We start from the raw sequence: 24,407 nt of genomic DNA on the forward strand, positions 1-24,407 counted from the left end.
TTGCCTCACGGCACGAGGGGTTTTTTGTTGCACCAGTGCCGATTCGGAGCCCTCGCACCCCGCACCGCATTGTGTAAGAAACCCGCACAACCCTCGCAAAAACCCTCAGCATCGAGAAGAGAAGCCGATGACCGAGCAGGCCACCGGGGCCCACCATCCGCAGCCGCGGCCCCGTTCCGGAGGACAGCAGTCCGCCCCCGTCGAGCACGTCACGGGTGCGAAGTCCCTCATTCGCTCGCTTGAGGAGGTCGGGGCCGACACCGTATTCGGTATTCCCGGCGGTGCGATCCTTCCCGCGTACGACCCGATGATGGACTCCACCCGGGTCCGCCACATCCTCGTGCGGCACGAGCAGGGTGCGGGCCACGCGGCCGTCGGCTACGCGCAGGCCACCGGCAAGGTCGGTGTGTGCATGGCGACTTCGGGTCCCGGCGCCACCAACCTGGTCACCCCGATCGCCGACGCGCACCTCGACTCGGTGCCGATCGTCGCGATCACCGGCCAGGTCGCCTCCAAGGCGATCGGCACGGACGCCTTCCAGGAGGCGGACATCGTCGGCATCACCATGCCGATCACCAAGCACAACTTCCTGGTCACCAAGGCCGAGGACATCCCCAAGACGATCGCCGAGGCGTTCCACATCGCCTCGACCGGCCGCCCGGGCCCCGTCCTCGTCGACATCGCGAAGGACGCGCTGCAGGCGCAGACGACCTTCACCTGGCCGCCGCAGACCGACCTGCCCGGCTACCGCCCGGTGACCAAGCCGCACGCCAAGCAGATCCGCGAGGCCGCGAAGCTCATCACGAACGCGAAGCGGCCCGTCCTCTACGTGGGCGGCGGTGTCCTCAAGGCCCACGCCACCCAGGAGCTCAAGGTCCTCGCCGAGCTCACCGAAGCGCCCGTCACCACCACCCTGATGGCGCTCGGCGCGTTCCCCGACAGCCACCCGCTGCACGTGGGAATGCCGGGCATGCACGGTGCGGTCACCGCCGTCACCGCGCTGCAGAAGGCCGACCTGATCGTCGCCCTCGGAGCCCGCTTCGACGACCGCGTCACCGGCAGGCTGGACAGCTTCGCCCCGTTCGCCAAGATCGTCCACGCCGACATCGACCCCGCGGAGATCGGCAAGAACCGCGAGGCCGACGTGCCGATCGTCGGTGACGCCCGCGAGGTCCTCGCCGACCTGATCCAGGCGGTCCAGAAGGAGCACGCGGACGGCCACAAGGGCGACTACAGCGCCTGGTGGAAGGACCTGTCCCGCTGGCGCGACACGTACCCGCTCGGCTACGACCAGCCGGAGGACGGCTCGCTGTCCCCGCAGCAGGTCATCGAGCGGATCGGTCAGCTCGCCCCCGCGGACACGATCTTCGCCGCGGGTGTCGGCCAGCACCAGATGTGGGCCGCGCACTTCATCAAGTACGAGCGCCCGGCCACCTGGCTGAACTCGGGCGGTGCCGGGACCATGGGCTACGCGGTCCCCGCCGCGATGGGCGCCAAGGCCGGCGCGCCGGACAAGCCGGTCTGGGCGATCGACGGCGACGGCTGCTTCCAGATGACCAATCAGGAGCTCACCACCTGCGCCCTGAACAACATCCCGATCAAGGTCGCCGTCATCAACAACGGCGCGCTCGGGATGGTCCGCCAGTGGCAGACCCTGTTCTACAACCAGCGCTACTCGAACACCGTGCTCCACGCGGGCCCGGACGGCGAGACCCCGCCCAACAAGGGCACGCGCGTCCCGGACTTCGTGAAGCTGTCCGAGGCCATGGGCTGCTACTCGATCCGCTGCGAGCGCCCCGAGGACCTCGACAAGGTGATCGAGGAGGCGAACTCGATCAACGACCGCCCCGTCGTGATCGACTTCATCGTCCACGAGGACGCCATGGTGTGGCCGATGGTCGCCGCCGGCACCTCCAACGACGAGATCCTGGCCGCCCGGGACGTCCGCCCGGACTTCGGCGACAACGAAGACGACTGAGCGAGAGAGACTCTAAGAGGCCATCGAAATGTCCAAGCACACGCTCTCCGTCCTGGTCGAGAACAAGCCCGGTGTCCTGGCCCGGATCACGGCCCTCTTCTCGCGCCGCGGCTTCAACATCGACTCGCTCGCCGTCGGCATCACCGAGCACCCCGACATCTCCCGCATCACCATCGTGGTGAACGTCGAGGACCTTCCGCTCGAACAGGTCACCAAGCAGCTCAACAAGCTGGTCAACGTCCTGAAGATCGTCGAGCTGGAGCCCGGTGCCGCCGTCGCCCGCGAGCTCGTCCTCGCCAAGGTGCGCGCCGACAACGAGACCCGCTCGCAGATCGTCGAGATCGTCCAGCTGTTCCGCGCCAAGACCGTGGACGTCTCGCCCGAGGCCGTCACCATCGAGGCCACCGGATCGAGTGACAAGCTGGAGGCCATGCTCAAGATGCTGGAGCCCTTCGGCATCAAGGAGCTCGTCCAGTCCGGCACCATCGCCATCGGCCGCGGTTCGCGCTCCATCACCGACCGCAGCCTGCGCGCTCTCGACCGGAGCGCCTGAGGCACCCCGCCGGCCGCGCGCACCCGTCGCGCGCGGCCCGGCTGCTCGCATCGCGAGACCTGACAACTTCCCGTCCTTCTCCCGCCGTACGGTGGGACGCAACACCAGCACACCAAGGAGAACCCCAGTGGCCGAGCTGTTCTACGACGACGACGCCGATCTGTCCATCATCCAGAACCGCAAGGTCGCGGTGATCGGCTACGGCTCCCAGGGCCACGCCCACGCGCTGTCCCTGCGCGACTCGGGCGTCGACGTCCGCGTCGGTCTGCACGAGGGCTCCAAGTCCAAGGCCAAGGCCGAGGAGCAGGGCCTGCGCGTGGTGACGCCGTCCGAGGCCGCCGCCGAGGCCGACGTCATCATGATCCTGGTCCCGGACCCGATCCAGGCCCAGGTCTACGAGGAGTCCATCAAGGACAACCTGAAGGACGGCGACGCGCTGTTCTTCGGCCACGGCCTGAACATCCGCTACGGCTTCATCAAGCCCCCGGCCGGTGTCGACGTCGCCATGGTCGCCCCCAAGGGCCCGGGTCACCTGGTGCGCCGCCAGTACGAGGAGGGTCGCGGCGTCCCCTGCATCGCGGCCGTCGAGCAGGACGCCACGGGCAAGGGCTTCGAGCTCGCCCTCTCCTACGCGAAGGGCATCGGCGGCACCCGCGCCGGCGTCATCAAGACGACCTTCACCGAGGAGACCGAGACCGACCTGTTCGGTGAGCAGGCCGTCCTCTGCGGTGGTACCGCCGCGCTGGTCAAGGCGGGCTTCGAGACGCTGACCGAGGCCGGCTACCAGCCGGAGATCGCGTACTTCGAGTGCCTCCACGAGCTGAAGCTCATCGTCGACCTCATGTACGAGGGCGGCCTGGAGAAGATGCGCTGGTCGGTCTCCGAGACCGCCGAGTGGGGCGACTACATCACCGGCCCGCGCATCATCACGGACGCCACCAAGGCCGAGATGAAGAAGGTCCTCGCCGAGATCCAGGACGGCACCTTCGCCAAGGAGTGGATGGCCGAGTACCACGGCGGCCTGAAGAAGTACAACGAGTACAAGACCCAGGACGAGCAGCACCTCCTGGAGACCACCGGCAAGGAGCTGCGCAAGCTCATGAGCTGGGTGAACGACGACGAGGCGTAAGCCTTCGCGGAACGGGGCCGCGGCATCTGCCGCGGCCCCGTTCTCCATCGGACGTCCACACGGTTGTCCATCCCGTCCAGCCACGGACGGGTGATCCTTCCAGGGAGGCGCATGACTGTCTCCCACGCGCCACTACACTGCTGAATTATTCGCGTCGGGCCCACAGCGTCGTGCGTCTTCCACGCGGCCATGCACCCACCCCTCCATCGCCTGCGGCCGTCGGGACGGCCGTCCGCATTGGGACTTGTGAGGACTCACGTGAGCACTGCTGCCAACGGCAAACCCGTCGTACTCATCGCTGAAGAGCTGTCGCCCGCCACCGTCGACGCCCTGGGCCCCGACTTCGAGATCCGCCGGTGCAACGGCGCGGACCGCGCCGAGCTGCTGCCCGCCATCGCCGACGTCGACGCGATCCTGGTCCGCTCCGCCACCAAGGTGGACGCCGAGGCCATCGCCGCCGCCCGCAAGCTCAAGGTCGTCGCCCGCGCCGGTGTCGGTCTGGACAACGTGGACGTCTCCGCCGCCACCAAGGCCGGAGTCATGGTCGTCAACGCCCCGACGTCCAACATCGTGACCGCCGCCGAGCTGGCCTGCGGCCTCCTCGTCGCCACCGCGCGCAACATCCCGCAGGCGAACGCCGCGCTGAAGAACGGCGAGTGGAAGCGCAGCAAGTACACCGGTGTCGAGCTGGCCGAGAAGACCCTCGGTGTCGTCGGCCTCGGCCGCATCGGCGCCCTGGTCGCCCAGCGCATGAGCGCCTTCGGCATGAAGGTCGTCGCCTACGACCCCTACGTGCAGCCCGCGCGGGCCGCGCAGATGGGCGTCAAGGTCCTCTCCCTGGACGAGCTGCTCGAGGTCTCCGACTTCATCACCGTGCACCTGCCCAAGACGCCGGAGACCCTCGGTCTGATCGGTGACGAGGCGCTGCACAAGGTCAAGCCGAGCGTGCGCATCGTGAACGCCGCGCGCGGCGGGATCGTCGACGAGGAGGCGCTGTACTCGGCGCTCAAGGAGGGCCGCGTCGCGGGCGCCGGTCTGGACGTGTACGCGAAGGAGCCCTGCACGGACTCCCCGCTGTTCCAGTTCGACCAGGTCGTCTGCACCCCGCACCTGGGCGCCTCGACCGACGAGGCGCAGGAGAAGGCCGGCATCGCCGTCGCCCGCTCGGTGCGTCTGGCGCTGGCCGGCGAGCTCGTCCCCGACGCGGTGAACGTGCAGGGCGGTGTCATCGCCGAGGACGTCAAGCCGGGTCTGCCGCTCGCCGAGAAGCTCGGCCGGATCTTCACCGCGCTCGCGGGCGAGGTCGCGGCGCGTCTCGACGTCGAGGTCTACGGCGAGATCACCCAGCACGACGTGAAGGTGCTCGAACTGTCCGCGCTCAAGGGCGTGTTCGAGGACGTCGTCGACGAGACCGTGTCGTACGTGAACGCGCCGCTGTTCGCGCAGGAGCGCGGTGTCGAGGTCCGGCTGACGACCTCCTCCGAGTCGCCCGACCACCGCAACGTGGTGACGGTGCGCGGCACCCTCGGCGACGGCCAGGAGATCGCGGTCTCCGGCACGCTGGCCGGTCCGAAGCACCTCCAGAAGATCGTCGCCGTCGGCGACTACGACGTGGACCTGGCGCTCGCCGAGCACATGGTCGTCCTGCGCTACGAGGACCGTCCGGGTGTCGTCGGCACCGTCGGCCGCGTCCTCGGCGAGGCCGGGATCAACATCGCGGGCATGCAGGTCGCCCGTGCCGACGTGGGCGGCGAGGCGCTGGCCGTCCTGACCGTCGACGACACGGTGGCCCCGGCCGTGCTGAACGAGCTGGCCTCGGAGATCGGCGCGACCTCGGCCCGCGCGGTGAACCTCTCGGAGTAAGTGACACCGGCAAGCCCGGAAGGGCGGCTGTCCCGTACGTCTGGCGTACGGGGCGGCCGCCCTTCGGCGTTTCCCGGGGTCGTGCGCGGGCGGGTCAGCCGACCGGCTCCGGGGCCGGCTCGGGCGACGGCTCCTCGGCGGCCTCCTGCCCGTTGCCGCGCAGGAGGGTGAAGGCGAGGCAGGCGCCGGCCAGGAGGACGGCGATCGCCGTGTACGAGGCCCAGGCCATGCCGTCCACGAAGGCGGCGCGGGCGGCGTCGGCCAGACCGGGTACGGCGACGGCCTCGCCCAGGGTCCCCGGGGCGCCCGCCGGCAGGCCCGCCTGGAAGGCCGCGGTGCCGACCGAGCCGAGGACGGCCATGCCGAGCGCGCCGCCGAACTCCTGGCCGGTCTCCAGGAGGGAGCCCGCCGTGCCGGCCTTGTCCGCCGGGGTGGCGCTCAGGGCCAGGTCGGTGACGATCGAGGCGACCGAGACCACACCGCAGCCGAGCACCCCGGCGCCGGCGAGGACGAGGAGCAGGGAGTCGGTCCCGGCCTGCGACATCAGGGCGAACCCGGCCGCGGCGATCAGGAACCCGCCCCCGATCACGTACCGCTTCTCGGTCTTCTGGGCGACGGCGGCCGCGGCCGGGGCGAAGCCGCCGATGAGCAGCGACGGGGCGAGCGACCAGAGGGCGGCCTCGAGCGGGGCGCGGCCGAGGACCGACTGCAGGTACTGCGTGGTGAAGAACGCGGAGCCCATCATCGCGAACATGACCAGGGTGTTGAGCGCGATGCCCGTGGTGAAGACCCGCCGGGTGAACAGGGCGCGGCTGATCATCGCGTGCGGGACGGTCCGCTGGCGGTGGACGAACAGGATGCCGAAGACCAGGCCGGCCGCGAGGAACAGCAGGTGGCGGGGTTCGAAGCCGTCGGCGGCGATCTTCTTCAGGCCGTAGACGGCCGGGAGCACGGTCGCCATGGACAGCGGCACGGACAGCAGGTCGAAGCGCTTCGGGGCCTCGGGGTCGCGGCTCTCCGGGAGGAGCAGCGGGCCGACCACCAGGAGCAGCAGCATCGCCGGCACGTTGACCAGGAAGACCGAGCCCCACCAGAAGTGCTCCAGCATCACCCCGGACATCACCGAGCCGAGGGCCACGCCGCCGGCCATCGCGCCGGACCAGATGCCGATGGCCTTGGCGCGCTGGGCGGCGTCGGTGAACAGCGAGCGGACGATGCCGAGCGTCGAGGGCATCAGGGTCGCGCCGCCGATGCCGAGCAGCGCGCGGGCCGCGATCAGGGCCTCGGCGCTCGGCGCGTAGGCGGCGAGGACGGAGGCGGCGCCGAACGCCCCGGCCCCGATGAGGAGCAGCTTGCGGCGGCCGATGCGGTCGCCGAGCGAGCCCATGGTGAGCAGCAGACCGGCCAGCACGAACCCGTAGATGTCGAAGATCCACAGCTGCTGGGTGGCGGTGGTGTGCAGCTCCTGGCTGATCTCCGGGATCGCGAAGTACAGGACGGAGACGTCCATGGAGACGAGGAGCAGCGGAAGCAGGAGGACGCAGAAGGCGGTCCAGGGGTTGGCCGGGGTGGCTGCGGCGCGTCGCCGCGGGGTCTTGGTCGTCATGGGAAGAACGCTAGCGCCGTTCTATACGCTTGTATATGACGAGCGTCTAAAACGTATGTCCATGACGCTTGTCTCGTACAGTTGTCGTAGACGGACGTCTAGATAGGGTGGCCGGCATGGGACACAAGGAAGATCTGCTCGACGGCGCCAAGCGCTGCCTGCAGGAGAAGGGGTTCGCGCGGACCACGGCGCGCGACATCGTCAAGGAGTCCGGGGCCAACCTCGCGTCGATCGGCTACCACTACGGCTCGAAGGACGCGCTGCTCGCGCAGGCCTACATCGCGCTGGTGGAGGACCACTCCGACGCCTTCGACGGCGCCGGCGTGCTGACCACGCCCGACGGATCGCTGGAGCGGTTCCACGAGGTGTGGACCAACGTCACCGAGGCCATGGGGAAGCCCGGCTCGATCTGGCACCTGGGCATGGAGCTCGTGGTGATCGGCGACAAGATGCCGGCCGTGCGGGACTTCGTCGCCCAGGCGCAGCGCGAGGGCGGCCGGGGCGTCATCCCCATGTTCCAGGGCGGCGCGGAGCCGCCCGTCGACGACCCGAGCGTCGACACCCTCGGCAAGCTCTACATGTGTCTGATGAGCGGCCTCATCGCCCAGTACATGCTCGACCCGGAGACCGCCCCGACGCCCACCGAGCTCACCGAGGGCATGCGGCGGTTGATCGCCGGGACCCGGTCCGATGGGTGACCCCGCGGCGGATCTCGTACGCCGGGTCCCGCCGCCCGCGCACCCGGCCGGCGGCCCCGTCGACTGGGCCGCGGCGGAGCGGGAGCTCGGCACGCCGCTGCCCGGGGACTACAAACGGCTGGTGGAGACGTACGGGCGGGGCGGGTTCTGGGGCGAGGTCCATCTCGTGGCCCCGCCCGATGGCGAGCTCCTCGACGACTTCGGGTCGATGCGCGAGGACTACCCGGACGCCTACCCGTACCCCCTCTATCCGGAACCGGGCGGGCTCCTGGTCTGGGCGATGAACGAATGCGGCGGCAATTTCTGCTGGCTCACCGAGGGTCCGCCCGACTCCTGGCCCGTCGTCTTCTGGACCCGCGACGACGACTACGAGCGCCATGACTGCGGGGCCGCCGAGTTCCTGGATCGCTGGACCGACCGCCGGCTCGTCAGCGACCTCATGCCGGAGCGTCCGGGCCTGGAGCCGTGGTTCGACCCGGCGGTCGAGCACGACCATGTCTACGTCAGGCTCGGCGAGGGCGGAGTCCCGTACGACGAGCGGCTACGCATCCTGCGCTCCGTCCTGGGCCCCACCGCGGACCGTGGCTCACACCGGCACGGCCGCCAGCGCCAGGACCACTTCGCCGTCACCGCCACCGGCTGGCAGCTCACCTACGAGACGGCCTACGGCCACACGCTGCGCGTCGCGTTCCCGCGCGAGGACAGTGAGCGGGCCCGGACCGCGGTGCTGGCCGCCGTCACCCGCACCGGGTGTCCGGTGCTGTCCTGCGACACCGTCCACGGCACCTCGGCCTGGACGTCACAGGCGTGAGGCCTTGAGGCCCATGTGGAGGAGGAGCCGGTCCTCGCCCTCGTCCAGGTCGAGGCCCGTGAGCTGTTCGACGCGGGAGAGGCGGTAGTAGAGGGTCTGGCGGTGGATGCCGAGGGCCGCCGCCGCGCGGCCCGCCTGGCCCGCGCAGTCCAGGAAGACCTCGGCCGTGTGGGCCAGCTGGCGGTGGGCCGGGGTCAGGAGCGGGGCGAGGACCGGGTCGTGGGCGGTCTCCGCGGGGAGCGCCGTGAGCAGGCGGTACGGGCCGATCGCCGACCACTGGGCGTCGGGGCCGAGCCGCGGGTCGGCCAGGGCGGTGCGGGCCGCCGCCGTCGCCTCCTGCCAGGCCGCCGCCAGTTCGGCCAGATCCGTGCGCGGGCCGCCGATCCCGGCCGCGACCTGGGCCGCGCCCGCCCGCGCCCGTAGCTTCGCCGCCGCCGTCAGCGCCGGGGTCAACACCTCCGAGGAGCGCAGGCGGACCAGCAGGGCGAGGCACTGACCCGTCGCACCCCAGGGCACCGTGCACAGCGCGTCCGCCGCCGGGATCGTCCGGACCGACGGCGCGTCGTCCGGGTCCGCCGAGGGCCACGGCGCCACGCAGACCACCGTGTGCAGGCCGTCGGCGCGGGTGCCGAGCGCCGTGCGCAGCGCCGCCACCGCCATGTCCCGCTGCCAGCCCCGCTCCGCCGTCAGCACGGAGTGGAACTCGCGGGTCAGATCGGCGCCCGCCTGCGCCTCGTCGGCCAGCTCCGCGCCGATCCGGCCGGCCACCTCCATCGCCGCGTCGAGCTGCTCCGGCGTCGGGCCCGGATCGTCGTCGAGCAGCCAGACGTAGCCGAGGACGATGCCCCGGTGGCGTACGGGCAGGCAGATGCGGCCGCGGTAGACGCCGGCCTCCGGGGTCGCCGGGATACGGACCGGCCCGGTCGCGCGGGCGATGCCGAAGCCCTCGAACCAGGCGCGGACGGCGGGCGTGGAGCTCCGGGTGAGGATCGAGCGGGTGCGGACCGGGTCGAGCGCCGAGGCGTCGAAGTCGCTGTCGTCGCCGCTGACCTGCGTACCGAACGCGATCAGCCGGAAGTCCCGGTTCTCGAGGGTCGCCGGGGCGCCGAGCAGCGCCGAGATCTCGTCGACCAGTTCCTGGTAGTCGCCCTTCACCCCGCCATTCTCACCCACCCCGGGCGCCCCTTCATACAGATGTCTGAGGTGGTGGCCACAGATGCGTGACAGCTGTCGATGGCACAGGATCGGAGGGATCCTTAGATTTCACGGTGGTTCTCCGTGCCGTTCCTGTTTCGTCGCGTTTTGTTGCGTTACGACGTAAGAGGCGGTGCTTTCTTCAACTCGTGCTCCGTGGAGGTGCCCCGTGCTGGCTCCCTTGATCCTCGCCGCGTCGCGCAGCGACAAGATGCGTTCCTTCGTGTCGGCGGCGCCGGGCACCAAGCAGGTCGTCGACCGGTTCATCGCCGGTGAGACCGTCGACGACGTCGTGCCCGTGATCGAGGACGCCGCCGCGAAGGGCCTCGAGGTCACCCTCGACGTCGTCGGCGAGGACATCACCACCGTCGAGCAGGCCTACGCCGCCCGCGACGCCTACCTGGAGCTCATCGAGCGCCTCAAGGACCTGGGCCTGGGCACCAAGGCCGAGATGTCCGTGAAGCTGTCGATGTTCGGCCAGGCGCTGGAGGGCGGCCACGAGCTCGCCCTCTCGAACGTCCGCCCGGTCGTCGAGGCCGCCGCCGCCATCGGCACCACCGTCACCCTGGACGCCGAGGACCACACCACCCTCGACTCGATGTTCGCCATCCACGAGGAGCTGCGGAAGGACTTCCCGCAGACCGGCTGCGTCATCCAGGCCTACCTCTTCCGCACCGAGGACGACGCCCGCCGCCTGGCCGCCGCCGGCAGCCGCGTCCGCATCGTCAAGGGCGCCTACAAGGAGCCCGCCGAGGTCGCGTACCAGGACAAGGCCGAGATCGACAAGGCGTACGTCCGGATCACGCGCATCCTCATGGAGGGTGACGGGTACCCGATGATCGGGTCCCACGACCCGCGTCTCATCTCCATCGCGCAGGAGCTGGCCCGGCGCGCCGGCCGCAAGCTCGACGAGTACGAGTTCCAGATGCTGTACGGGATCCGCAGCGACGAGCACCTGCGGCTCGCCGCCGAGGGGCACCGGATGCGCGTCTACACCGCGTTCGGCACCGACTGGTACGGCTACTTCATGCGCCGGCTCGCCGAGAAGCCCGCCAACCTGCTCTTCTTCGGCCGCTCGATCCTCACCAAGAACTGAGCCCGGACCCCGCCCCACCCGGAACCTCCCGATGACTCCCCGCAACCCCCGAAGGAGAAACGGAACCATGACCCTGGACGCCGTGACCCAGGTCCCCGCCCCGGTGAACGAGCCGGTGCACGGTTACGCCCCCGGCTCCCCGGAGCGCGCCCGCCTGGAGGCCAAGCTCAAGGAGCTGGCCGAGAACCCGATCGAGCTGCCCTGCACCATCGGCGGTGTGCGTCGGATGGGTGGCGGCGAGCGCTTCGACGTCGTGCAGCCGCACAACCACAAGGCCGTCATCGGCACCTACGCCAACGCCACCGTGCAGGACGCCCAGGACGCGGTCGACGCCGCCCTGGCCGCCGCCCCCGCCTGGCGCGCGATGGCCTTCGACGACCGCGCCGCGATCATCCTGCGCGCCGCCGAGCTGCTCTCCACGACGTGGCGCGAGACGCTGGCCGCCTCCACGATGCTCGGCCAGTCGAAGACCGCCCAGCAGGCCGAGATCGACACCCCGTGCGAGCTCGTCGACTTCTGGCGCTTCAACGTCCACTACGCCCGCAACCTGCTCGCCGAGCAGCCGCCGGCGAACTCCACCGGCGTGTGGAACCGCATGGACCACCGCCCGCTGGAGGGCTTCGTCTACGCGATCACGCCGTTCAACTTCACGGCCATCGCGGGCAACCTCCCCACCGCCCCCGCCCTCATGGGCAACGTGGTGGTCTGGAAGCCGTCCCCGACGCAGACCCACGCGGCCGTCCTCCTCCTCCAGCTCCTGGAAGAGGCGGGCCTCCCGAAGGGCGTCATCAACCTGGTGACGGGCGACGGCCTGGCCGTCTCCGAGGTCGCGCTCAACCACCGCGACCTCGCCGGCATCCACTTCACCGGCTCGACCAAGACCTTCCAGCACCTGTGGAAGACGGTCGGCACGAACATCGACAAGTACCGCACCTACCCGCGGCTCGTCGGTGAGACCGGTGGCAAGGACTTCGTCGTCGCCCACCCGAGCGCCGACCGCGCCGTCCTCAAGACGGCCCTGACCCGCGGCTCCTTCGAGTTCCAGGGCCAGAAGTGCTCCGCCTCCTCGCGCGCCTACGTCCCGGCGTCCATCTGGAACTCCGGCTTCAAGGAGGAGTTCGCGGCCGAGGTCGACGGCATCACCATGGGTGACGTCACCGACCTGTCGAACTTCATCGGCGCCGTCATCGACGAGCGTTCCTTCGCCAAGAACAAGGCCGCGATCGACCGCGCCAAGGCGGACGACACCTGCACGATCGTCGCGGGCGGCACCTACGACGACTCCGTCGGCTACTTCGTGCGCCCGACCGTCGTCGAGTGCTCCGACCCGGCCAACGAGGTCTTCACCACCGAGTACTTCGGTCCGTTCCTCGCCGTCCACGTCTACGAGGACGACAAGTACGAGGAAATGCTGGACCAGATGGAGTCGGTGTCCGACTACGCCCTCACCGGCTCGGTCATCGCCAACGACCGCGCGGCCGCCGCGTTCACGATGGAGAAGCTCCGCTACGCCGCGGGCAACTTCTACATCAACGACAAGTCGACCGGCGCCGTCGTCGGCCAGCAGCCCTTCGGCGGCGGCCGTGCCTCCGGCACCAACGACAAGGCCGGCGCCCCGCAGAACCTGATGCGCTGGACGCTGACCCGCGCCATCAAGGAGACGCTGGTCCCGCCGACGGACTACACGTACCCGCACATGGGCTGACGCCCCCCCCGGACGGGCGGCCCCCTCCGCCGCCCGTCCCCAGACCCCCGCCCCCGGCCGTGGACCCCACCCTGGCCGGGGGCGGTGTCGTACCGTCTGCGCTGCACAGATCTCAGAACGAGAAGTGCTTGGCCATGGCCAGGCCGAGGGCGGCGGCCCGGCCGTAGGTGTCCCGCAGCCCGTCGACGTGCGACGCGAAGATCGAGCGGACCTCGTCCTCCGGCCACCCCCAGTTCTTGGCGATCACCGTCCCGCCGGCCTCCCATATCCGCTCGAACGAGCACGATGCGAGGAACTCGGCGGCCGCCCGTACACCCTCGGGGTCCAGGACGACGAGGGGCGGCTCCGGGCTCCCTTCGGGCGGGTACACGGGCTCGCCGCCGAAGACCACCAGCTCGCCCGCCCCGTCCGGCGCCGCCGCCTTGCACAACTCGTCGACCTGGAAGAAGTCCTTGTGGATCAGGTCCTCGATCTCGTCCGTCGGGAACCCGCGGTCGTACGCGTCGGCGAACAGCTTCGCCAACCCCTCGAAGTCCGCGGGCGGTTGCTCGACCGTGATCGCCTTCAGATGCATGTGATAGCCCATGCCCGGAAGTTAGCCCCTCCCACTGACAGCGCCTTCCATGGTCCACTGCGGGCATGACCACGGAAACGACGGAAGCCGACGGCCACGCCCTCTCCCGCCACCTGGACTGGGACGGGTGTTTCAACGTGCGGGATCTCGGGGGGCTGGGGGATGTCGGACGCGGGGCGCTGGTGCGGGCCGACGGGCTCGACCGGTTGAGCGCCGACGGGTGGCGGGCGCTGGTGGGGCACGGGGTGCGGACCGTGGTGGATCTGCGCAACCCCGACGAGTACGGGGCCGACGACGCCGCCCGGCCGGACGGGGTGCGGACCGTGCGGGTGCCGGTCGACGGGATCGAGGACCGGGAGTTCTGGGACCGGTGGTGGGGCGGCTGGGAGTTCGGGACGCCCGTGTACTACGGGCCGTTCCTGGAGCGGTTCCCCGAGCGGATCGCCGCCGTCGCGCGGGCCGTGGCCGCGGCGGCGCCCGGCGGGGTCGCCTTCCACTGTTCCGCGGGGCGGGACCGGACCGGTGTCGTGTCGATCGTGCTGCTGTCGCTGGCCGGGGCGAGTCCTGAAGAGATCGCCGCGGACTACGAGTCGAGCGTGCCGCGGGTCTCCGCCATGAACGCCGCCCGGGGGCGCGAGGACGACGGGCCCGAACTGGCCGCGGGGCTCGCCTCCGCGGGGACCACCGCCTATGACGCCGCGCTCGAGGTGGCGCGGGGGTTCGACGCGCAGGAGTATCTGCGGGGCGCCGGGCTGAGCGAGGAGGAAGTGGCCGCGCTGCGGCGACGGATCTCGGGGCAGGGCTAGAGCCGGCTCCCGGCCGGCGCGGTCAGGCAGTTCAGGAGGCAGGTGGCCAGGTCCTCCGGGAGCAGGGGGCCCGGTCCGGCGGCGGGGGCCGGGGTGATGAAGACGTCGTCGTAGGCCGGGTCGAGCAGCGGGGTCGAACCCGTGTCGGCCTCGGGGGAGAGGGTGATCAGCTTGATGTTCTCCGTCGTCTTCGGCAGACCGCCGCGCCCCGTCAGGTACGCGGCCTCCCGCGCGGAGGGCTCCGTGCTGCTCACCGCGTAGTGGAAGCGGGTCTCGGGGTGCAGCCCCTCCTCCTCCATCCGGAGCAGGGCGTGGCGCGCGGCGAGGGCGCCCCGGCCGACGCCGCCGACGGTCAGCGGCGCGGCGCCGACACGGGCGCGGAGCACGTGGTCGACGGCCTGCCGGACGGGCCGGGCGAGGTGCTCGAGGGGGCCGTCCCCGTCCGCGTAGCCGATCAGGCAGACGTCGAAGCCCCGCACGTGCGCGTGTTCCAGGAACGAGAACGCGGGGTGGTCGAGTCCCCGCTCCAGGCCGGTGACATCGGTGGGGCCGGGCCCCGCTTCGGCGGCGAGGAGGAGCGGCCGGACGAGTCCGTCGTGCCCGGCCGACGGCAGCACCCGCAGGGTGCCGAGGTCGAGGGCGACGTCGTAGGGCTGGGCCGGGGTCATGCGGGGGTCCTCTCGGGGCGGCGAAGGCGTGCGGGGGGCGCTCGCGGTCTCCCGGGCGCCCCCTTGATCGTCTCCCGCGCCCGTACCGGACTTGATCACGTCGGTGCGGGTGGCTGAAACCCGTTGGCGCTTCGTGGTGGTCAGGGCGTCGGAACCGGACGCCTCTCGCCCACGGTTGGCGCGATCACGTTCGTCCGTTCGGGTGTCGGTGCTCCCGCGCCGCCCCCTACGACCAGCCCGTCACGATCATCGTCAGGCCCGCCGCGAACCCGCCGCCGAGGAGCACCAGGTACGTCCCGTACCGGCGCCGGTGCCGGTGTGCGAGGAAGCCGAACGCGCCGAAGGCGAGGCCGACCGCGAGCGTGCGGGTGCCCCGGGCGCGGGCCGCCGCCGCGAGGAAGTCGCCGGGCGGCACCTGCGCGTGGCCCGCCTCCTTCGCGTAGACCTTGAACGGGACGCCGTTCCAGGGCTGGTGGCGTACGGCGCCCGCGGCCTCCAGGGCGAGTTCGTGCCGCACCTCGGCGCGCATCCGGTCCGTCGTCAGCGGCGCGGGCAACTCGACGCCGGACGCGGCCAGTTGGAGCGCGAGCACACCGCCCGCGAGGCTGCCCGCGAGGGCGGCCAGGGACAGCTTCAGGGCCCGGCGCGGCACGGCGACGCAGACCGCGCCGAGCAGCAGCTCCGGCATCAGCGGCCAGCTCAGCGCCTCCGCGAGCGCCCAGGTGAAGGCGAGCGCGAGGCCGCGCTTCGACCCCGCGACCCGGGCGATCCGCTTGCGGACGGGGGAGTCGGCGAGCGGATCGGCGACCGTACGGTCGTGCAGCGCGGCCACCGCGTCGCGGGCCGCCTCCGGAGTCGTGGACGGCGCCAGCGGCTCGCCGATCCGGACCCGGACCAGGGCGGGGCGCAGCCGCCCGTGCTTGGGCAGCAGCCGGCCGGTCCCGGCGATGCCCACCGGCACGACGGGCACGCCCGCGCGCTCGGCCAGCACGAGGGCACCCTTGTGGAACGCGCCGAGCGCCCCGTCCCGGCCCCGCGTCCCCTCGGGGAACAGCACGACCGCGCCGCCCGCCCGCAGCGCGGGCACGTGCGCGAGCAGATCGTCCATGCCGCCGCCGGAACGCCGCACCGGGAACCCGGCCGCGAGCCGCCGGCAGATCCGCGCCCGGTACCGCGAGGCGAACCAGTAGTCGGCCGCGGCCCCGATCGCGGGGGCGTGCCGGGCGTCGAGCGCGGCGAGCAGCGCGGCCGTGTCGGCGTGCGAGGTGTGATTGGCGACGACGACGCATCCGCCGCGCGGCAGCCGCCCCCGTGTCTCGACGCCTCCGGTGAGCGTGAGCACCCCGCGCCACAGTCCCCGCCGCAGCCGCGCGGCGAAGCCGCCAGGCCCGGAGGGGCGGCGCCCCGCGCGAGCACCGCCGCGCCCCTGCCCGGCCGCGCCCGACGCGGCGGCCCGCACGCCGGGCGCGGCCCCAGCCCGTTCGTCTTTCCCGTTCATCCCGCGACCCCCGTCGCCGTCACGATCCGCGGCGCCGGACGCCGCCGCGGTGGTCCGTACCCGCCCGGCCCCGGTCACAGCGCCACCCCCGCCGCCATCACGAACAGCAGCGCGAAGAGGAGGGAGTCGATGCGGTCGAGGAGGCCGCCGAAGCCGGGTAGCCAGGTGCCCGCGTCCTTCACGCCCGCCTCGCGCTTCACCATCGACTCGACCAGGTCGCCGAGCACCGCGCCCGAGAGGACCGCCGCCCAGAGGACGACGGAGAAGGCGCCGAGCGCGGCCAGGGCGGCGGCCGTCGCCGCGGCCGCGCCCAGCACACCCGCCCACGTCTTGTTGGGGGAGAGGGCCGACAGCGGGCGGGCGAGCGGGCCGACACGGCCGAGCGCCGTGCCCCCGCACCACGCCCCGACGTCCCCGAACGCGACCGCGATGCCCACCGCGAGCGCCGTGCCGGGGCTCAGGAGGACGAGGCCGGCGAGGGCAGCCGGGATCCAGACGAGGCCGAAGAGGGTGCGGCTCGCACGGGTGAAGCCGGTGGCGGCGTCCCCCTTCAGCACCGCCACCGCCACCGCGCCGAGCAGCAACAGCCCCGCCAGGCGCAGCGCGTCCGCCCCCGGCGCCGCCCACGCGAGCGCGGGGAACGCCACCGCCGCCACCCCGAGCACACCCCGCTCGCCGCGCCCGAGCCCCGCCATCCGCGCGTACTCGGCGACCGCGACCACCCCCAGCCCCGCCGCCAGCGCGAACGCCCCGCCCCGGCCCAGGAACAGCGCCCCCAGGAACAGCGGCGCGGCCAGCGCCCAGGTCCGCCAGCGGCGCCGCAGCTCGGCCCGCGTCCGCACCCGCGCGGGCAGTGCCGCGACGGCCACACCCCCGGCGCCGAGCACCCCGCCGATGACCGGAAGGGCTCGCGCGGCCACCTCGCCGGCGAGGAACGCGGCGCTCATCGCCCGGCCTCCGCCGCGCCCAGCTCCCGCCACAGCCACCGCAGCCGGACCAGCGCCGTGACGGCCGAACCCGCCGCCAGGACCGCGAGCACCGGCACGTACCAGGCCGACGCCGCCGCGATCACGACCAGCAGACAGCGCTCGGTCTTGCCGACCGGTCCGCCGTTGCGGCGCGGGGCGCCCGCCGCGGCCCCCGCGAGCGACACCCAGGAGGGCAGCGTCGCCGCGAGAGCGGCTGTCGCCACCAGCCACAGCGGGGCCACCGTCAGGAAGCCCGCCAGCACGGCGAGGTCCGCGGCCCGGTCGCCGAGCTCGTTCAGCAGGGCGCCGCGCCGCGTCGTACGGCCCGTGTCGCGGGCCAGCGCCCCGTCCAGGTTGGCGAAGGCGAGCCGCGCCGCCAGGAGCAGTGCCACCGGCAGGGCCGCGAGCGGCGCCGGCAGCAGCGCGAGAGCCGCGCCCGCCGCACCGCCGCTCAGCACACCGGCCCAGGTCAGCGTGTCCGGCGAGACGCCGCGCGCGGCGCAGCCGGCCCGCAGACCGGCGAGCCGGTCCGCGTACCAGGGCTTGAGGGAGTAGAGGCCGTTCATGACGTCGACTCTGCCGCCGGGCCCGCGCGCCCGGATCGGCCCGCGTACTCACCTCGTACTCAACACACCGCCCTGAGTACCGCGTTCTCCCGCCCCTCGGGCCTCCCGCGCACCGGCCGCCTCACTCCGCGCGGCGGACGATGATCTTGCCGAGGTTCTCGCCGCGCAGCATGCCGAGGAACGCGTCCACGATCCGCTCGAACCCGTCGACCACCGTCTCGTCGAGCCCCATCCGGCCGCTCTGCAGGTGCGGCACCGCGAACGCGTACAGCTCCTCCTGCGCGTCCCGGTGATCGGCCACGAGGAACCCCTCGATGCGCAGGCTCTTCTCCACCACGTCGGCGTGGTCGAACACGACCGGCGCCGGACGCCCCGCCGTGTCGTACTGCCCGACCGTGCCGATCCGCACGACCCGCCCGCGCGTGCGCAGCGCGCCGATCGCGGCGCCGAGGTGCTCCCCGCCCACGTTGTCGACGAACAGGTCGATGCCGGCGGGCGCCGCCTTGGCCAGCTGGTCCGCGACCGGGCCGCCCGTGCGGTAGTTGAAGACCTCGTCGTAGCCGACGTGCTCGGTCAGGTACGCGGCCTTCGCGTCCGACCCCGCGCTGCCCACGATCCGCCCGGCGCCCATCAGACGGGCCAGACGGCCCGTCGCCGTGCCCACGCCGCCCGCCGCAGCGGACACGAACACGTCCTGCCCCGGCCGCAGTTCGGCGATCCGGGTCAGCCCGACGTACGCCGTCAGGCCGGTCCCGCCCAGGATGCTCAGGTGGGCGGAGAGCGGCACCCCCGCGAAGTCCGGCACCGGCCTCGCCTCCTCGGGGCGGACGACGGAGTGCGTGCGCCAGCCCTTGCGGTGGAAGACGATCGCGCCCTCGACGAGCCCCGGCGCGCGCGACGCGAGCACCCGGCCGAGCGCCCGGCCCTCCAGCGGCGTGTTCAGCTCGAACGAGCCGTACGGGTTCTCGTCCATCATTTCCCGGTGGTACGGGTCCACCGACCAGTAGAGGTTCTCCACGACCGCGGTGCCGGGCTCCGGGTCGGGCACGGGCGACTCGACGAAGCGGAAGTGGTCGGGGCGGGCGGGGCCGTTCGGACGGGCGATCTGGTGCACGGTGCGTGCGGTCTCGGTCATGCCGTGACCGTAGGAGAGGAATGCGCCCGGCGGGCAGAGGGTTGGGCTCATGCATCGGCACTTTCCATGAGCGGCTCTCATGGGACCGCCCGCATGCCCCAGCACGGAAGAACAGGTGAACCCGCACGTGACCCGGTCCCGCGACCTCGCCCCGCACGAACTCCGCATCCTCGTGGCCGTCGCCGACGAGGGCGGCTTCGGTGCCGCCGCGGCCACGCTCGGCCTCACCCAGTCCGCCGTCTCCCACTCGGTGCGCGGCAGCGAGAGCAAGCTCGGCGCGGTCCTCTTCGAACGGGGCCGCACCGGCGCCCGCGCGACCGCCGCCGGCGCCCGCGTCGTCGGCCACGCCCGCCGCGTCCTGCGCCTCCTCGCGCTCATGGCCGAGGAGGCGCGCACCGGGCCCGACGAGATCCGGGGCCCGCTGCGCATCGCCGCCTTCCGCAGCGCGGCCCTGCACCTGCTGCCGCCCGCCCTCACGGCGCTCGCGGCCCGGCACCCGGACCTCGAACCGGAGGTCCGCGTCGTGCGGGACATCGGCGCGGGCACGCCCGGCGAGGTCGCGGCGGGCCGCGCCGACCTGGCCATCGCCACCCTCGGCGGCAGCACCGCGCTGCCCGCCGGGCTCGTCTCCGGCGCGCTCGTCGAGGAGAAGTACGCCCTCGTCCACCCGGCCGCCCACCCCGAGCCGCGCACGCTGCCGCTCGTCGACTGGACGGAGAACTGCGGCTCGTACACCCGCGACTGGTGGGCCGCCCAGGACTGGATCCCGCGCGCCACGGTCCGCGCGGAGGACGACGGCACGGTGCTCTCCATGGTCGGCACCGGGCTCGGCATGGCGATCATGCCGGATCTCGCGCTGCGCGGCGGCGTCCCGGACGGGGTGCGGATCACCGACCTCGGACCGGACCGCCCGGTGCGCTCCGTGGGCTACGTCACCACCGCGGAGCTGGCCAGGACCGCGCCGGTACGGGCGCTGATCCGTGAGCTCAGAGTGCTCTCCCGGGACGGGTGAGGCGTCGCCCGTCTCAGATAGTAGGAAGTCCGAGTAATTGTGGAGACAGAAACGGAGTCCTGTCCTAGCTTTGTAGAAGCCGAACGTCTCGCTTACCTGGCGAGGGCGGTAGAGAGCCGGAGCACCGGATCAGGCAACCCCTGACGCTCCCGTTCCCCGCCCCTTCCGGCGCCTCGAAATCCCCCTTGTTCCATGGATTCTCAAGGAGTCGATCCCTCATGGCCACTGCGACGCCCGTCCGCCGCCGAGTCCGCCACGTCTCTCCGTCGACCGAAGCCGACCGACAGACCGCAAAGATCGCCGCCGCCGCTCTCCAGCGCGCCCTCGACCGTCGTGACAACGGCGGCGAGACGGGGCACTGAGCCCTGGCGTCGCATCAGTAAGCCGCATCAGCAAGCCTCATCCGTAGTAAGCCTCATCAGTAAGAGCCGCGTCTCACCTCGAAGCTGTCGATGCGCCTGCCGTCCGCGGCCAGCGCCGCGACCTTCATCCGGCCCTTGGTCACCTCCACCGCGAGGAACGAGAAGCCGGTGTAGCGCACCCGGGACCAGCCGACGGTCTCGGGCGAGGGCTCGCGCGACCTCGTCCAGTGGAAGGTCGTGACCGCGTCGCGGTCCCGCACCCGGCCTTCGTGACTGTCCGGGACGCCGGGCCCGAAACCGTAGAGGTCCTTGCCGGCGCCGCCCGCGGTGACGTACACGATGCCGTCGCGCGTCGGATCCGTCGACGTGCCGACCGGCACCGGCTTGCCGGCCTCGCCGCCCTTCAGGGCGTCGGTGCGCTCGTAGACGTGGTTGTGCCCGTTGATCACCAGGTCCACCTGGTGCCGGTCGAACAGCGGCACCCACGCGTCGCGGACCCCGCCGTCCGAGGCGTGCCGCGACGTCGAGTACGCGCAGTGGTGGAAGAACACCACGAGGAACTCCACGTCCGCGCGCGCCCGCAGCTCCTTCAGCCGCCGGTCCAGCCAGGCCGTCTGCTTCCCGTCCGTGCAGCCCCGGTTGGCCGGGATCTCGTACGAGACGTCGTTCGCGTCCAGGGCGACCACGCCCACGTTCCCGTACACGAACGAGTAGACGCCGGGTGCCTCGCGCGGGTCCGGGCCGTTGTCCGGCAGGGTCCAGCGGGCGCTCTGCCCGCCGTAGCCGTTGGGGGAGTACCAGGCCTCCATGTCGTGGTTGCCGGTCGTCACCATCCACGGCACCGACTTCGCGACGGTCTCGGTCTGCGCGAGGAACTGGTCCCACACGCGCGCGTCGTACGTGTCCGTCTCCTTGCCGTGCCCCGTGTCGTCCGCGTAGCAGAGGTCGCCCGCGTGCAGATGGAACGCCGGGTCCTGGCCCAGGATCACCTGGTCGTTGCCGAGCGCGTCATAGCCGACGCCCTGGTCGCCGAAGGCCGTGAAGACGAACGGGGCCGGGGTCGCGGGCGCGGTGCGGAAGGTGCCGAGCGTGCCCAGGCGCTCCGCCGACGCGGGGTCGAAACCGTCGTGCCCGACGCCGTAGTAGTACGTCGTGCCGGGGCGCAGCCCGTCGAGCGCCGCGTGCAGGTACAGCTGCTCCACCGCCGGGAGCTTCTTCGACAGGGCCGGAGTGTGCAGCGCCCGCACCTCCGCCTCGATGCGGTGGCTCAGCTCCCACGGCTTCAGGCCCACCCGTACGAACGGCCGGCGCACCGCGAACGGCACCTGCCACGAGATCCGCATCTGCGTGCGCGGATCGGCGCCGAACGCGAGATGCCGGCCGAACGGGGCCACGAGCGCGCCGTCGACCCGCACCGCCGCGGCGGCGGGCCGGGGCGCCGCGAGCGCCGGACCCGTCGCACCGTCACCGAGCAGCACGGCGCCGGAGGCCGCGGCGGCCGCCCCGGCGAGCACACGCCGCCTGCCCAGGCGCTCGCGCAGATACGCGTGCTGCTCCGGCATGCTCATCCGGCGCGCGAGCGCCTCGGGGATGCCGACGTCGGGAGTGTCCATACGGGTGAATCTGCCCGCGGCGCCCCACGACCGCCGGACCCCCGGATGAACAGCGGAAGGCCGCTCGGTGCCGGTCCCGGCGACCCCGCTCCGGCCGGGCGGGAGCCGCCCGAAGCTGTCCGCATGATGGACAGGGCGTGTCATCCCATGGGACCCGGAGTACGGTCGGACCATGTCTCGCAGCATCAATCTCGCAGTGATCCCCGGTGACGGCATCGGCCAGGAGGTCGTGGCCCAGGGACTCAAGGTCCTCTCCGCCGTCCTCCCGCAGGATGTGAAGCTGGAGACCGAGGAGTACGACTTCGGCGCCAAGCGCTACCACGCGACCGGTGAGACCCTCACCGAGGCCGACCTCGGCTCCCTCAAGAAGCACGACGCCATCCTGCTCGGCGCCATCGGCGACCCGAGCGTGCCGTCCGGCGTCCTGGAGCGCGGCTTCCTGCTCAAGCTCCGCTTCGCCTTCGACCACCACGTGAACCTGCGTCCGTCGAAGCTGCTCCCCGGCGTCTCCACCCCGCTCGCGGGCCAGCCGGAGATCGACTTCGTCGTCGTCCGCGAGGGCACCGAGGGCCCGTACACGGGCAACGGCGGCACGATCCGCAAGGGCACCGAGCACGAGGTCGCCACCGAGGTCTCCGTCAACACCGCGTTCGGTGTCGAGCGCGTGGTCCGGGACGCCTTCGCCCGCGCCCAGGCCCGCCCCCGCAAGAAGCTCACGCTGGTCCACAAGAACAACGTGCTGACCTTCGCGGGCCACCTGTGGACGAACGTCTTCAACAAGGTGGCGCAGGAGTTCCCCGAGGTCACCACCGACTACATCCACGTCGACGCCGCGACGATCTACCTCGTCACCGATCCGGCCCGCTTCGACGTGATCGTCACCGACAACCTCTTCGGCGACATCATCACCGACCTCGCCGCGGCCGTCTCCGGCGGCATCGGCGTCGCGGCCTCCGGGAACATCAACCCGGTCCGTGAGTTCCCGTCCATGTTCGAGCCCGTCCACGGCTCGGCCCCGGACATCGCGGGCCAGGGCAAGGCCGACCCGACCGCCACGGTCCTCTCGGTCGCCCTCCTCCTGCGTCACCTCGGCTACGAGACCGAGGCCGAGCGCATCGAGACCGCCGTCTCCGCCGACCTCGGCGAGCGCGGCGACGCCGTCCGCTCCACCGAGCAGATCGGCGACGCGCTCGCCGCGCGAGTAGCCGGCTGACCCGGCGCTCCACCACGTAAGAGAAGCCGCCGGGTCGCCTCAGCGCCCGGCGGCTTCTCGTATCACGGCCCCGGGTGCGACCATCAGCCCCGGGCCGCTCCACGCCCGCACTCGCAGGCCCCGTTCCGAGCACACCCCTCCGCGCGCGATAATCGAACGCGGGCCGCGGTGTACGTGAATGCTCGGACGTCCTAGTACAAGCAGTGCAGACGTGAGCGCGGTCCGTCACAACCAACGGTGAAGGACACGCATCATGACGACGCCCACGATCGAGCTCAAGCCCTCCTCGACCCCGCTGTCCGCCGCGGAGCGCGAGGCGATCCTGGCCAACCCGGGATTCGGCCGCCACTTCACCGACCACATGGTCACCATCAAGTGGACCGAGGGTCGCGGCTGGCACGACGGGCAGCTCGTGCCCTACGGCCCGCTCTCCCTCGACCCCGCGACGAACGTCCTGCACTACGCGCAGGAGATCTTCGAGGGCCTCAAGGCCTACCGCCAGCCCGACGGCACCGTCGCCACGTTCCGCCCCGACATGAACGCCAAGCGCTTCCAGCACTCCGCCTGGCGCCTCGGCATGCCGGAGCTGCCCGTCGAGACGTTCGTCGAGGCCTGCGACGCGCTCGTCCAGCAGGACCGTGACTGGGTCCCGGCGCACGGCGGCGAGGAGTCCCTCTACCTGCGCCCGTTCATGATCGCGACCGAGGTCGGGCTCGGTGTGAAGCCGGGCAACGAGTACCTGTTCATCGTCATCGCCTCGCCCGCCGGCGCGTACTTCTCCGGTGGCGTCAAGCCCGTCTCCATCTGGCTGTCCGAGGACCGCGTCCGCGCCGTCCCCGGCGGTGTCGGCGACGCCAAGACCGGCGGCAACTACGCGGCGTCCCTGCTCGCGCAGGCCGAGGCCGCGGCCAAGGGCTGCGACCAGGTCGCCTACCTCGACGCCGTCGAGCACAAGTGGGTCGAGGAGCTCGGCGGCATGAACCTGTACTTCGTGTACGGGAACAAGATCGTCACCCCCACCCTGACCGGCTCGCTGCTCGCCGGTGTCACCCGTGACTCCCTGCTCCAGGTCGCCCGCGACCTCGGCTACGAGTCGGAGGAGGGCCGCGTCTCGATCGAGCAGTGGCAGGCCGACACGGAGTCCGGCGCCCTCACCGAGGTCTTCGCGTGCGGTACGGCCGCGGTCATCACGCCGGTCGGCACCGTGAAGCGGGCCAGTGGTGAGTGGACGCAGTCCGGCGGTGAGGCGGGCGAGGTCACGATGCGGCTGCGCAACGCGCTCCTGGACATCCAGCGCGGCAAGACGGCGGACCAGCACGGCTGGATGCACAAGCTGGGCTGACCCGTCGTTTCTGGCTC

At 72.1% G+C, this 24,407-nt stretch carries 22 protein-coding genes; 13 read left to right on the top strand and 9 right to left on the bottom strand.

Features of this window, described 5'->3' with window-relative positions:
- Positions 1 to 127 precede the first annotated feature (127 nt).
- The 4 genes from ACIBTU_RS33425 (at position 128) to serA (ending at position 5,523) form a co-directional block, all read left to right on the top strand.
- Entirely contained in the window at positions 128 to 1,978 is a 1,851-nt protein-coding gene (locus ACIBTU_RS33425) for an acetolactate synthase large subunit (RefSeq protein WP_399130424.1), read from the top strand.
- Positions 1,979 to 2,006: 28 nt separating this feature from the next.
- A complete protein-coding gene (gene ilvN, locus ACIBTU_RS33430) occupies positions 2,007 to 2,531 on the top strand; it encodes an acetolactate synthase small subunit (protein ID WP_188336713.1) in 525 nt (174 codons plus the stop codon).
- 127 nt (positions 2,532 to 2,658) lie between these two features.
- Positions 2,659 to 3,660: a ketol-acid reductoisomerase gene (gene ilvC / locus ACIBTU_RS33435; RefSeq protein WP_399130425.1), complete on the top strand. Its 1,002-nt coding sequence runs from the start codon at positions 2,659 to 2,661 to the stop codon at positions 3,658 to 3,660.
- A gap of 258 nt (positions 3,661 to 3,918) precedes the next feature.
- The gene (serA, locus tag ACIBTU_RS33440) at positions 3,919 to 5,523 is read left to right on the top strand and encodes a phosphoglycerate dehydrogenase (protein WP_399130426.1); all 1,605 of its coding nucleotides are present in this window, start codon (positions 3,919 to 3,921) and stop codon (positions 5,521 to 5,523) included.
- 94 nt (positions 5,524 to 5,617) lie between these two features.
- On the opposite strand, the gene ACIBTU_RS33445 is transcribed toward serA, so the two are convergent.
- Positions 5,618 to 7,129, bottom strand: coding sequence for an MFS transporter (locus ACIBTU_RS33445; protein ID WP_399130427.1), 1,512 nt, complete (start codon positions 7,127 to 7,129; stop codon positions 5,618 to 5,620).
- Positions 7,130 to 7,245: 116 nt separating this feature from the next.
- Between ACIBTU_RS33445 and ACIBTU_RS33450 the strand changes: the two genes are divergently transcribed.
- Together ACIBTU_RS33450 and ACIBTU_RS33455 are read left to right on the top strand one after the other, a co-directional pair.
- Positions 7,246 to 7,827 (top strand): TetR/AcrR family transcriptional regulator, encoded by a 582-nt coding sequence (locus tag ACIBTU_RS33450; RefSeq protein WP_399130428.1) that lies wholly within the window; start codon positions 7,246 to 7,248, stop codon positions 7,825 to 7,827.
- Positions 7,820 to 8,638, top strand: coding sequence for an SMI1/KNR4 family protein (locus tag ACIBTU_RS33455; RefSeq protein WP_399130429.1), 819 nt, complete (start codon positions 7,820 to 7,822; stop codon positions 8,636 to 8,638). The genes ACIBTU_RS33450 and ACIBTU_RS33455 overlap by 8 nt, the downstream gene beginning before the upstream one ends.
- Here ACIBTU_RS33455 and ACIBTU_RS33460 read toward each other — a convergent pair.
- Positions 8,627 to 9,811 carry a PucR family transcriptional regulator gene (locus ACIBTU_RS33460; RefSeq protein WP_399130430.1) on the bottom strand — a complete coding sequence of 395 codons (1,185 nt, stop codon included), beginning with the start codon at positions 9,809 to 9,811 and terminating at the stop codon, positions 8,627 to 8,629. The genes ACIBTU_RS33455 and ACIBTU_RS33460 overlap by 12 nt on opposite strands.
- 190 nt (positions 9,812 to 10,001) lie before the next feature.
- On the opposite strand from ACIBTU_RS33460, the gene ACIBTU_RS33465 reads away from it, so the two are divergent.
- Positions 10,002 to 10,928 (top strand): proline dehydrogenase family protein, encoded by a 927-nt coding sequence (locus tag ACIBTU_RS33465; protein ID WP_399130431.1) that lies wholly within the window; start codon positions 10,002 to 10,004, stop codon positions 10,926 to 10,928.
- 73 nt (positions 10,929 to 11,001) lie between these two features.
- The gene (gene pruA, locus ACIBTU_RS33470; protein WP_399130476.1) at positions 11,002 to 12,633 is read left to right on the top strand and encodes an L-glutamate gamma-semialdehyde dehydrogenase; all 1,632 of its coding nucleotides are present in this window, start codon (positions 11,002 to 11,004) and stop codon (positions 12,631 to 12,633) included.
- A gap of 112 nt (positions 12,634 to 12,745) precedes the next feature.
- Here the strand turns inward: pruA and ACIBTU_RS33475 are convergent, their stop codons facing one another.
- Positions 12,746 to 13,219, bottom strand: a complete 474-nt coding sequence (locus ACIBTU_RS33475) for a DUF1877 family protein (RefSeq protein ID WP_399130432.1) — start codon at positions 13,217 to 13,219, stop codon at positions 12,746 to 12,748.
- A 53-nt stretch (positions 13,220 to 13,272) separates the two neighbouring features.
- Here ACIBTU_RS33475 and ACIBTU_RS33480 point away from each other — a divergent pair, with 53 nt between their 5' ends.
- The gene (locus ACIBTU_RS33480) at positions 13,273 to 14,013 is read left to right on the top strand and encodes a tyrosine-protein phosphatase (RefSeq protein ID WP_399130433.1); all 741 of its coding nucleotides are present in this window, start codon (positions 13,273 to 13,275) and stop codon (positions 14,011 to 14,013) included.
- On the opposite strand, the gene ACIBTU_RS33485 is transcribed toward ACIBTU_RS33480, so the two are convergent.
- The 5 genes from ACIBTU_RS33485 to ACIBTU_RS33505 form a co-directional block, all read right to left on the bottom strand.
- The gene (locus ACIBTU_RS33485; protein WP_399130434.1) at positions 14,010 to 14,681 is read right to left on the bottom strand and encodes a hypothetical protein; all 672 of its coding nucleotides are present in this window, start codon (positions 14,679 to 14,681) and stop codon (positions 14,010 to 14,012) included. The two genes, ACIBTU_RS33480 and ACIBTU_RS33485, sit on opposite strands and share 4 nt — an antisense overlap.
- Before the next feature lie 226 nt (positions 14,682 to 14,907).
- Positions 14,908 to 16,179 carry a lysophospholipid acyltransferase family protein gene (locus tag ACIBTU_RS33490; RefSeq protein WP_399130435.1) on the bottom strand — a complete coding sequence of 424 codons (1,272 nt, stop codon included), beginning with the start codon at positions 16,177 to 16,179 and terminating at the stop codon, positions 14,908 to 14,910.
- A 74-nt stretch (positions 16,180 to 16,253) separates the two neighbouring features.
- Complete coding sequence (locus tag ACIBTU_RS33495) at positions 16,254 to 17,126, bottom strand: phosphatidate cytidylyltransferase (protein ID WP_399130436.1); 873 nt, start codon at positions 17,124 to 17,126, stop codon at positions 16,254 to 16,256.
- Positions 17,123 to 17,713: a CDP-alcohol phosphatidyltransferase family protein gene (locus ACIBTU_RS33500; RefSeq protein ID WP_399130437.1), complete on the bottom strand. Its 591-nt coding sequence runs from the start codon at positions 17,711 to 17,713 to the stop codon at positions 17,123 to 17,125. Before ACIBTU_RS33500 ends, ACIBTU_RS33495 begins: the two co-directional genes overlap by 4 nt.
- Before the next feature lie 121 nt (positions 17,714 to 17,834).
- Positions 17,835 to 18,848: an NADP-dependent oxidoreductase gene (locus tag ACIBTU_RS33505; RefSeq protein WP_399130438.1), complete on the bottom strand. Its 1,014-nt coding sequence runs from the start codon at positions 18,846 to 18,848 to the stop codon at positions 17,835 to 17,837.
- Between the two features lie 115 nt (positions 18,849 to 18,963).
- Between ACIBTU_RS33505 and ACIBTU_RS33510 the strand changes: the two genes are divergently transcribed.
- Positions 18,964 to 19,860 (top strand): LysR family transcriptional regulator, encoded by an 897-nt coding sequence (locus ACIBTU_RS33510; RefSeq protein WP_399130439.1) that lies wholly within the window; start codon positions 18,964 to 18,966, stop codon positions 19,858 to 19,860.
- A gap of 218 nt (positions 19,861 to 20,078) precedes the next feature.
- The gene (locus ACIBTU_RS33515; protein WP_188336700.1) at positions 20,079 to 20,222 is read left to right on the top strand and encodes a hypothetical protein; all 144 of its coding nucleotides are present in this window, start codon (positions 20,079 to 20,081) and stop codon (positions 20,220 to 20,222) included.
- Positions 20,223 to 20,278: 56 nt separating this feature from the next.
- Here ACIBTU_RS33515 and ACIBTU_RS33520 read toward each other — a convergent pair whose 3' ends face one another.
- The gene (locus tag ACIBTU_RS33520; RefSeq protein ID WP_399130440.1) at positions 20,279 to 21,835 is read right to left on the bottom strand and encodes a purple acid phosphatase family protein; all 1,557 of its coding nucleotides are present in this window, start codon (positions 21,833 to 21,835) and stop codon (positions 20,279 to 20,281) included.
- A gap of 172 nt (positions 21,836 to 22,007) precedes the next feature.
- Here ACIBTU_RS33520 and ACIBTU_RS33525 point away from each other — a divergent pair, with 172 nt between their 5' ends.
- The gene (locus ACIBTU_RS33525) at positions 22,008 to 23,048 is read left to right on the top strand and encodes a 3-isopropylmalate dehydrogenase (protein ID WP_399130441.1); all 1,041 of its coding nucleotides are present in this window, start codon (positions 22,008 to 22,010) and stop codon (positions 23,046 to 23,048) included.
- Between the two features lie 253 nt (positions 23,049 to 23,301).
- Positions 23,302 to 24,390, top strand: coding sequence for a branched-chain amino acid aminotransferase (locus tag ACIBTU_RS33530; protein ID WP_399130442.1), 1,089 nt, complete (start codon positions 23,302 to 23,304; stop codon positions 24,388 to 24,390).
- The last annotated feature ends 17 nt before the right edge of the window (positions 24,391 to 24,407 follow it).

The organism is Streptomyces sp. NPDC050145 (assembly GCF_044460245.1).
Lineage (GTDB): Bacteria > Actinomycetota > Actinomycetes > Streptomycetales > Streptomycetaceae > Streptomyces.

Bases quoted from the DNA above. Each gene is read 5' to 3' on its own strand.
- ACIBTU_RS33425 (WP_399130424.1), top strand. From the start codon at position 128: ATGACCGAGCAGGCCACCGGGGCCCACCATCCGCAGCCGCGGCCCCGT.
- ACIBTU_RS33505 (WP_399130438.1), bottom strand. From the start codon at position 18,848: ATGACCGAGACCGCACGCACCGTGCACCAGATCGCCCGTCCGAACGGC.
- ACIBTU_RS33515 (WP_188336700.1), top strand. From the start codon at position 20,079: ATGGCCACTGCGACGCCCGTCCGCCGCCGAGTCCGCCACGTCTCTCCG.
- ACIBTU_RS33490 (WP_399130435.1), bottom strand. From the start codon at position 16,179: ATGAACGGGAAAGACGAACGGGCTGGGGCCGCGCCCGGCGTGCGGGCC.
- ACIBTU_RS33495 (WP_399130436.1), bottom strand. From the start codon at position 17,126: ATGAGCGCCGCGTTCCTCGCCGGCGAGGTGGCCGCGCGAGCCCTTCCG.
- ACIBTU_RS33485 (WP_399130434.1), bottom strand. From the start codon at position 14,681: ATGACCCCGGCCCAGCCCTACGACGTCGCCCTCGACCTCGGCACCCTG.
- ACIBTU_RS33525 (WP_399130441.1), top strand. From the start codon at position 22,008: ATGTCTCGCAGCATCAATCTCGCAGTGATCCCCGGTGACGGCATCGGC.
- ACIBTU_RS33530 (WP_399130442.1), top strand. From the start codon at position 23,302: ATGACGACGCCCACGATCGAGCTCAAGCCCTCCTCGACCCCGCTGTCC.
- ACIBTU_RS33480 (WP_399130433.1), top strand. From the start codon at position 13,273: ATGACCACGGAAACGACGGAAGCCGACGGCCACGCCCTCTCCCGCCAC.
- ilvN (WP_188336713.1), top strand. From the start codon at position 2,007: ATGTCCAAGCACACGCTCTCCGTCCTGGTCGAGAACAAGCCCGGTGTC.
- ACIBTU_RS33450 (WP_399130428.1), top strand. From the start codon at position 7,246: ATGGGACACAAGGAAGATCTGCTCGACGGCGCCAAGCGCTGCCTGCAG.
- ACIBTU_RS33455 (WP_399130429.1), top strand. From the start codon at position 7,820: ATGGGTGACCCCGCGGCGGATCTCGTACGCCGGGTCCCGCCGCCCGCG.
- ACIBTU_RS33445 (WP_399130427.1), bottom strand. From the start codon at position 7,129: ATGACGACCAAGACCCCGCGGCGACGCGCCGCAGCCACCCCGGCCAAC.
- ACIBTU_RS33500 (WP_399130437.1), bottom strand. From the start codon at position 17,713: ATGAACGGCCTCTACTCCCTCAAGCCCTGGTACGCGGACCGGCTCGCC.
- ACIBTU_RS33520 (WP_399130440.1), bottom strand. From the start codon at position 21,835: ATGGACACTCCCGACGTCGGCATCCCCGAGGCGCTCGCGCGCCGGATG.
- ACIBTU_RS33475 (WP_399130432.1), bottom strand. From the start codon at position 13,219: ATGGGCTATCACATGCATCTGAAGGCGATCACGGTCGAGCAACCGCCC.